Raw genomic sequence first — 9,041 nt, forward strand, 5'->3', positions numbered from 1 at the left:
GATGTACCTTGGACCGAAGGCACAGCTATATGCGAACGAGGTTGCCAATAATCCGTTAGCCCAGGTTTTCTTCGATTATCCTGCCGATAATGGTTGCGGTTTCCCTGACATAGAGGATGTTTGGGATGGGCCGACACCTTGGGCAGGGCATGTTAAGAAGTTGAGCTATGACAATCTCACATCGCGCATGGAGCCGGAAGACCATATGGATTCGTTCATCGCCCGAGAGTCTATCAAGTTCTTGAAGCAATATAAAGATCAGCCGTTTTTCCTGTTGACGAGCTTTATGAAACCACATACTCCTTTCTGGCCGCCGAAAGGGTGGGCGGAACTCTATCCGCCGCAAGATTTGGAACTGCCGGAATGGGGTGACCTCTCCGGTTATCCTCCGCATATTTCATACAGAATGCCACTAACCCGTGATCGCAAGAAACGCCTCAAGGCCCATAGCGCAGGTTATAGGGGTAATCTCGCATTCGTGGATTCCTGCATCGGCCAGGTTTATCATGCGCTGGAAGAATTGGGGCTATTGGATAACACAATCGTGGTTTATACCTCCGACCATGGCGAGATGGACGGTGATCATGGCATGTTCCAGAAGTTCTGCCTTTTCGAACCTTCTATAAAGGTCCCGCTTATCATTAGCTATCCGAAGTCCTTGCCGGTCAATAAGGTCAGTGAGGCGCTAATCGAACAAATCGGCCTCTACCCAACCCTTTGCGATTTAGTCGGCATCGAGCAGCCCAAGTCCGTCACCAACTACCCCGTTCCTAACGCTCCCGAGAAAATGGACGGTATCAGCTTCGCCAACCTAATCCAAGACCCCACCAAAGAAGGCCCTTCTGAAGTCTATGCCGAATACGCGCTAAGGTCCAATCTGAACATGTACATGATCCGCGCCAAGCGCTACAAATACGTCCACAACCACACCTCCACCCACGAACTCTACGACATCCAAGAAGACCCCAATGAGAACCACAACTTGATAAATGAGATGGGATTGCAGGGCATAGTACGCGAGTTGAGGGACAAGCTGTACAAGTGGTACGACCCCGAGCAGAATCCATTTAGGGGGACGGAGAGGTAAGGTTCCATTTGACAAATGTCCTACTGTGTGGGATAATGAATAATAATAAAGGATTATTATGCGTTTCGAACAGACAAGCGTATTTGCTGTCAGTCGACCTAAATATTTCACGGAAGATACATTTAATAATCTGAAGGAATATTTGTAGTCCAATCCGAAGTGTGGGAAAGTAATGCCCGGATGTCATGGGTTGCGAAAGTTGCGGCTAGCGGACTCTAATCGGGGAAAAGGCAAGAGGGGTGGCATCAGGCTGATTTATTTATATCTTCAGGAGGTCGATCCTCATATCATTGTCTTTTTTATGGTTTACGACAAGGACGAACGCAAGGATATTAATTTGAAGGAACAAAAGAATCTGTCAAGATTAGTAGATAAAGTAAAGGTCGAAGTGATAATGAGCGCGAAGGGAAGTCGGTGATATAAAATGATTGATGAGAAGCCGAGCATCTATGAAGACCTAAAACAAGGCCTTGAGGAAGTAATAGAATGGGCGCGCAGTGGAATGGAAGGCCGGCTGGAGGAATTGCGTATCCTAGCGCCTGAATATACGGCTGAGGACGTGAAGCGCATTCGCGAACAGCGGAACATGAGTCAAGGCAAGTTCGCTTTCCTGATGAACGTCTCAATGAAGACCGTCCAAAGCTGGGAGCAGGGAAAGCGCAAGCCAAGCCATTCATCAGCGCGTCTGCTACAGATTATCGAAACGCCTGATGCGCTACCCGAAATGATCGCAAGCGTTCAATCTGTTAAGCACATAAAGCGGGACGGTATCCTTACAGCTAGTCAGGTTTCTGAGACGTCTGGTAGCTACAGCGTTGGTAAGCCTTCTGAGAAAAAGAAATAGCTCCCCTGAATTCTTGACCCAAAGCGGGTGATATGTTACACTGTTGTCGGACGAAAGGCACCCACAAGGAAAGGGGAGGAGATTAGATGAAACTGTTAATGACGATCACGATCTTCGTAGGTACTGTGGCTGTAATTGGGCTTATCGCAGGAATCACTAGGTTGACGCCAAATGTGGCAAAGGAAGATGACGCAACCGTACAACAGGCGGGTTATCAGTTGGAGTCGACACGGAAAGTATCCGTCAGCATGAACCGTCTAGACATTCCACAGCCGAATGGGCTAGCTAAGGAGGTTCCGGTCACTATTGAGGTTAGTGCATATCGGCTCAAGCTTAGGTCGCCCTACGACGCAATGCCAAGATATCCGGTCCATTGCGCTACAGTCCGCTCCATGGACGATTCCTTCGCCTTTTCGCATTCCGTTTGTTCCTCAACCCCTTTTGCCGAGATGCAACTTCTGAAAGGAGATTACGACAAACCGTACCTTGCGTGGGTTGAGTTCAGTCTCCTCTACCTTGTCGATATCTCGTCTGCGAATGATAGAGGGGGCCTGCTGAAGGAATGGTTGGCGGCGAAGGGGGAAATTCATCCAGCGTATGTGCGAGTGCACCTTGGGGCATTAGTACCCGCAATCGACTCCTGGGGTCAGCACGGAGAGCATCTAATCGTTAAGGTTCATTCCATTGCACGGGATACAGCAGGCAACCTCACTGTCCAAGTGAGTGGGACAAAGCAGGATAAGCTCTATACGCTGTCTCAAGATAAGACCGCACAGTTTGGCTGGAGAGTCAAATAGCTGATGGAACGGGAGCTAGACCCTAATGCGTATACGGTCTGTAACTGCCCATTCGAGTTATCATTTTTGTAAATTTATGGGCAATTTCTAGATACCGCTTCATCTGACTCTGACTAGCGAATGTAGCGGGAGAAGATAACGCGTCTTCTAGTTGAGAGTAAGGCATGTAGCAGTTCTTATGCATGGGTGTCTGAAGGATAGAACGATTGTGGCGGGTGCGGTGAACGGGTTTTAAGGTTATAAAAATCAGGGCGCGGCGAGAGCCGCGCCCTGTTTTAGTACTTATCTAATCCAACCAAACCCTACTTCGTTCGGTCGTTTTTGGGGTTTTCGTAGTAGTCGAAGCTTGTGCCTAAGGCATTAAGTAGCTCGTCTGTGGCTTTGCTTAGTTCGGCGATTACTTCTGCGGGTAATGGCTCGTTGGCGGCTTTTGCGTTGGCTTCAAGCTCTTTGACGTTTCTTGAGCCTGCCAGGGAGCAGGTTAGGCCGTTGCCGGCGATGGCCCACTTGAGAGAAATCTCGGGGGTGGTCATGCCGTATTTCTTGGTGATAGCTCTCACAGCGTTAATCGCAGCGTCGGTTTCGACTTCAGCGCCAGGGAGGCCGTGGCGGCAATGCTCGGGAGTTCGGGCGACGTCGAAGTGTCGAGTTCTTCGCTGCCACAGCGGGACGTCATCGAGCGTTGGGTAGATGTCAGCCAATAGGCCTTGCATGAGCGCCATGTAGCCGAGAACTCCGATGCCTTTGTTTCGGCAGTAGGGAAGTATCTCAAGCTCAATGGCTCTTGTCAGAAGGCTGTAGGGCAATTCGTTGATAACGATGTTCGCGCCGGTCGCCAGGGCTTCATCCATCTTTTCGGGGCCAAAGTTGCTCACGCCGATATTGCGGATCTTGCCTTTTTCCTGCATCTTGCGTAGTGTATCAAAAGCCACCTGAACGGATGGCGTGGGGATTGTCCCTGTTGAGAAATGCTTGATTGAATGCGCGGTGATCGGCCAGTGGACCATATAGAGGTCAACATAGTCGAGTTGCAGGCGTTTTAGGCTGGCATCCAAGTGAACTTCGACGTTCTCAGACTGAACGTTGGATGGGCTGATCTTGGTGCCGACAAATACCTTATCGCGCGGGATGCCCTTGAGTGCCAGACCGAGCGAAGATTCGCTGGTACCTTTGTTATAGGCTTCCGCAGTGTCAAAAAAGTTAATCCCGAGGTCGACTGCGCGATGCACGACTTCGTCAACGTCTTTCTGGTTCTGGTCTCCCCAATATTCCCCGCCGCCGAAGGCCCAACAGCCTACGCCAAGGCAGGATAGCATCATATCGGAGTTACCGCATTTTCGTTTTTCCATATGCCTCTTCTTGTTTTCTGCAACGATAATTGCGAATTCGTAATAACCCGTTTGGGTTTTATAAGTATGAACGACTGGACTCGCGTTGGGCAAGCAGATAAACACAAACCCTGTAACGAAATTATCGCATAAGGGTTATACAGGAGTTTGGCTAGCTATAATCAGCTCCAGAACAAGCGTTTGACGACTTGGGAGACTTCATCGAGGCGGGTGTGGTGATTATGGAGGAACCGATTGGTGTCATGAGTGCCAATCCCCCTGGCCAATATCGTCAATCGGGGGCCTTCTGTAGGCAGGAGGTCGGTTGGAAGCCCTGAGAGTAGATACATTCGGTTGCGAAGGCTGTAGAGGTAACGATAGGCATTATAAAGCACAAGGAAATCGGGTCGTTCGATATGAGCGCTAGTTAGGAGTGCATGAAGAGCTTGAAGCGTATTGGGTTGTCTGACATCCGGTTTTTCAAAGCCGCTGCGCATTTGAAGGAGTTGTACAGTGAATTCGATATCGGTTAGCCCTCCACGCCCTAGCTTAATGTCGATTTCACGATGATCCGGGTTGAGCCGTTCATTCTCTAGACGCGATTTCATGTGACGGATTTCAGAGGTTTCTTCTTTAGTTAGAGAATGAGCGTAAGTTACTTCGTTTACCAACCCAAGCATTTCCTTCCCCAAAATCTGATTGCCTGCCACAAAGCTGGTTTTGATTAACGCCTGCTTCTCCCATACTTCGGCTTGGGTTTCATAGTACTCTTTGAATGAATCAATAGGGCGTGTCAGTGAGCCGAAGCGTCCTTCAGGCCTAAGGCGGGGATCGATGTTGGAGGGCACTCCTCTTGTCTTTAACTCGGCACAGAGTGCAAGGAAGCCTTCGACCAATCGGTTCGCCTTCTTGGAATCGCCGCTATGAACAAAGATAAGGTCCCAATCGGAGGAGTAATTTAGCTCTTTTCCGCCCAATTTACCCATTCCGATTAGCGCCATCTCCTCGGCGGCATCTGCCAACTCGGATTGCTGGGCGGCAGTATTGAAGATGGCTTCGACCAGGCAGGCGCTTAGGTTGTAGAGGTCGGCAGCGGTGTCAACGGGTTCAGTTTCCCCCCAAACATCGCGCGCGCCAATTCGCACGGTTTCCCTGCGGGAGAAGGCTTCGATGACTTTTAATCGCGCCTCGTGAGACTTTGCCGGTTTTAGCCGTTGAACCAATTGTTCAGTCATTAGTTCTCTCGGCTTTGCTCCTTGTTCGATAATCTCATCGCTAAAAAGCAAATCGAGCAGTTCTTGATGGCGGACAACTTGCTCCATTAAAGGAGGCGCATAGACCGCCAGTTCACCAAGTCGACGCATAACCTCGGGGCTGTCGTGGAAAGAAACATAAAGCTGTGACGCATTGGGGGCTGTTGCAGCAAGGCTGTCAATGGCTCCGATAAAGGCATCTGGGGAAGGTGAACGTACTGCCAGTGATAATAAATCAGGTGCAATTTGCAAAAACGCGCGGCGGGTTTCGGGACTTGCTTGGCCGTGCTGGGAGCCGACTAATGGGAGCCGAAGAAGCTGTAGCGCCTTTTCAGGCTCCTCAAATCCCGATGCCTGAAGCTTTTTAATCCATTGGGACTTGGCTTTGGAGACCTCGATTGCTTGAAGCAGATCACGCCAGCCTCCCCCGTCAGATTGCTTCTTGAAGTGCTCACCATAGAATAGGCGTTCGAAAACTTCACGTACCTTACCGCGCTCGGCGTTTAGGTGGGCCATGAAAGGGTCTCGGCCTTCAAAACCAAGCCTTCGTGCCAGCCTATTCATCTCGGCTTCATCGGTTGGTAAATGGTGAGTTTGAAGCTCATTCAGGATTTGGATGCGATGTTCGACTGTGCGCAGGAAGCAATAGGCTTGCGCTAGTAGGGCGGCATCATCGGCGGGAAGGAATCCGGCATCCCGAAGATTGTCTAAAGCTTGAAGCGTGTTGCCGGTTCGAACTCGCGGAAGGCGTCCTCCATGGGCAAGCTGCATAAGTTGGGCGGTGAACTCGATATCCCTTATACCGCCGTAACCGTTTTTAAGATTGGTCTCCCATTCACCGGCGACTTGTGACTGCTTTTCCATGCGCCTTTTGTTGCGCCGGACATCATCGATTGTTGTATCCAAGACGAAACGGCGATAGACGAGTGGTTGGACGAGACGCTCAAATGTCTCTCCGACAAGGGCATCACCAGCCATGAATCGAGATTTGATGAGGGCTTGGAATTCCCAAGTCTCTGCCCAGCTTTCGTAATATTGGCGGCATCCTTCCAGAGAACGCACCATTGCGCCGAAGCGCCCTTCGGGCCTTAATCGCATATCCACACGAAACACGATCCCGCGTGTCATTCGGTTAGAAAGCGCTTGGACGATGGCTTCTGCAAGTTTTGCAAGATATTGCGCTTCGGGGATATCGCCTTCGATTTTGGGGTTGTCTGAACAGACGAAAATAAGGTCAATATCCGAACTGTAATTCAGTTCATGCCCGCCGAGTTTGCCCATGCCAATAATCGCAATGCCGGGGTTGCCGCGCATATTGTATTTCGCCGATAGCTCCTCATGACAGACTTCATAGGCTGTTTGAACGCAGGCATCGGCGAAATCGGAAATAGCGCGCGCAACTTGCGGCAACTCCCATGTGTTGGTGATATCCATTGCCCCAATTCGAAGGATCTCGCGCTGTTTGAAATGGCGCAATCGGTCGAGTTTGAGTAGGAATGAGTGGCAAGGGGCGATTAGTGTGGCGATTTCGCGGTGCAATTCGGCAGCGGTTTTCGGTCTTTGCCGAAGCTGTTGGTCGCCTAAAATCTCGACGATTTCAGGGTTTTGGATGAGGATCTCGGCAAAGAACTGGCTTGAAGCGCAGACTGCGAGCAGTATCTCTAATAGCGCTCGATGTTCTGATAGAAGTCGATAGTAAAGGGATCTTCCGGTTATGTTGGATGCCCATCGTTCGAAGTTATTAATCGCCATATCCGGTTCGGGGCTTTTCTTCAAAACATCTGTGAGAGCGGGCAAGAGCAGTTCAAACGATTCCACGCATGATGGCGCATCTTGAAGCGATTCAAATATTCGCCTTGCTCGTTCCGGTTCTATGAAAGTAATAGCTTTTACCGCAGAAACAATTTCCATATCAATCTTGATATTACCGTCAAGCTCGTCTCGCGTCAAGCAGAATTACCCGGGAGTGCTTATACAAGGATTTCAACCACGGAGAATAATGGTGAAATAATTCACAAAGTATGGCGTGAAATTTGACTTAAATGAACCTGTGTGTGATAATAACTTCACACTTATATGTATCTTAATGAGTGCTTTCTGTTTTGTATTCAACTTTGGTGGAAACTTTTAATGGATTGGTGGGCAATGAGAATAGAAGTGAGAATTGCGATTCTGGTAATCCTCTTTGCTTTTGTGGCGACAACTTTAGTTCATGCTGTTACTTATTCCTCTGTAGATTCAGATGATGTTTGGGTCTATGGGTGGTCAGGCAATCCCTCAGGAAGTGAATATCTGCAAGCTTGGATGCATGGGAACAGCTCGGATTTATGGCCAGTTTATCCGCCGCCCTACGATATTGTAAATGATGCAAGTTATTCATACTTGCAATGGGATTTGAGCAGCACTTTTGTACCTGGCAATTACTATCATATCACTTCTGCAACAATAACCTTAACTCATAAAAAATCCCCTACTTGGACTTTATCAGATAAGAATGTAATGCTGAGAAAGCTTGCTTCCAACTGGGGTGAAACAACTTGGTATTTTCTTAATACGACCAACCCTCAACCGTGTGCGCTTCTGGCGAGTGGAGAACGCGCTTACGATTATAATAATCCCTTCCCAGTCACTTTCAACCTAAATACCCAGGCATTTGAGGATTTCTTGAATAGTACTGTTTCAACGAGCAAGATCAGCTTTTCCATCACCTCAGCATTAGATCCTGGAGAAATGATGGGGACAAAATCTTACAAATTTTATTCAAATGATTGGTTGACGGCTTCACAGCAACCGAAGCTGGAAATAATTACTGAGGCGCCTGTTCCTGGATATCATGTTCGTGGTCATGTGACCCTAGAGATGTTAGCGACACGGGTGGCTCTTCAAACCTTAACAATGGATTTGCGCGAACCTGGCACGCTAAATGTTGTTGAATCCCATCGTATCATTCCTGAGGAGGATGGGAGTTACGACTTACCTGTTTGGCACACAGGCAATTATGATATCGCGGTTAAGGGACTAACTTGGTTGAGGGTCGTTAAGAATGTTACAATCAATTTCAATCAGGATACGACCGGTATCGATTTTGACTTATATAATGGTGATGCGAATGGGGATAATTCTATTGATGATCTTGATTTTCTTGGGGTCATTGGTGAATTTGGCAGTCCATCTTCTGGGTTGAATGGCAATACGGATTTTAACCAGGATGGGGTGGTCAATGACCTTGAATTCCTTAAAGTTATAGGTTCGTTTGGTGAAACAGGTCAGCCTTAAGTTTGATTTATGATACTCAGCGAAGGAGCGTTTTTGAAGCGAATAGGTTTTACTCTTATTGAACTTTTAGTGGTGGTTGCCATCATCGTCATTCTGGCAGGGCTTCTTTTTCCTGTCTTTAGCATGGCGAGACAAAAAACGCGTCTTACTTATTGTATCAACAATATGAAGCAGATATGGTCTGCCGTGATGATGTATTCCGAAGATTACAACGATCGTGTGCCCTATGTCGAGGATCCTTGGTTTTATCCTGTGCCTGATCGACAGGACCTGGTGAAGGGAGATCCAACCAATCGTCAGCTAAATCCGCATAGTTTGATAAATGTGATGATGCCCTATGCTAGATCCGTCGATATTTGGAAATGCCCATCGGCTGTGATAGGTTATCCAGGTTCATCAGCTAAGGATTGGAAACAGACTTACTTTTTTGGCGCTGCCAATCGGTTTGATCCAATA

At 48.4% G+C, this 9,041-nt stretch carries 7 protein-coding genes; 5 read left to right on the forward strand and 2 right to left on the reverse strand.

Annotated features, from left to right (window positions below; genetic code table 11):
- The 3 genes from WCO51_05975 to WCO51_05985 form a co-directional block, all read left to right on the forward strand.
- The coding region (locus WCO51_05975) for a sulfatase-like hydrolase/transferase (GenBank protein ID MEI6512806.1) at nucleotides 1-1,087 on the forward strand (1,087 nt) is incomplete at its 5' end.
- A gap of 424 nt (nucleotides 1,088-1,511) precedes the next feature.
- Nucleotides 1,512-1,931, forward strand: coding sequence for a helix-turn-helix domain-containing protein (locus tag WCO51_05980; GenBank protein MEI6512807.1), 420 nt, complete (start codon nucleotides 1,512-1,514; stop codon nucleotides 1,929-1,931).
- 86 nt (nucleotides 1,932-2,017) lie between these two features.
- Nucleotides 2,018-2,728, forward strand: a complete 711-nt coding sequence (locus tag WCO51_05985; GenBank protein MEI6512808.1) for a hypothetical protein — start codon at nucleotides 2,018-2,020, stop codon at nucleotides 2,726-2,728.
- Nucleotides 2,729-3,030: 302 nt separating this feature from the next.
- On the opposite strand, the gene WCO51_05990 is transcribed toward WCO51_05985, so the two are convergent.
- Together WCO51_05990 and WCO51_05995 are read right to left on the reverse strand one after the other, a co-directional pair.
- On the reverse strand, nucleotides 3,031-4,077 hold the full coding sequence (locus tag WCO51_05990) for an aldo/keto reductase (protein MEI6512809.1): 1,047 nt from the start codon (nucleotides 4,075-4,077) through the stop codon (nucleotides 3,031-3,033).
- Between the two features lie 161 nt (nucleotides 4,078-4,238).
- The gene (locus WCO51_05995) at nucleotides 4,239-7,259 is read right to left on the reverse strand and encodes a hypothetical protein (protein ID MEI6512810.1); all 3,021 of its coding nucleotides are present in this window, start codon (nucleotides 7,257-7,259) and stop codon (nucleotides 4,239-4,241) included.
- Between the two features lie 180 nt (nucleotides 7,260-7,439).
- Between WCO51_05995 and WCO51_06000 the strand changes: the two genes are divergently transcribed.
- Complete coding sequence (locus tag WCO51_06000; GenBank protein MEI6512811.1) at nucleotides 7,440-8,585, forward strand: dockerin type I domain-containing protein; 1,146 nt, start codon at nucleotides 7,440-7,442, stop codon at nucleotides 8,583-8,585.
- A 33-nt stretch (nucleotides 8,586-8,618) separates the two neighbouring features.
- Nucleotides 8,619-9,041 (forward strand): prepilin-type N-terminal cleavage/methylation domain-containing protein (locus WCO51_06005; GenBank protein MEI6512812.1); only part of this gene is annotated, 423 nt, incomplete at its 3' end.

This window comes from bacterium (assembly GCA_037131655.1).
Taxonomy (GTDB): Bacteria; Armatimonadota; Fimbriimonadia; order Fimbriimonadales; family JBAXQP01; genus JBAXQP01.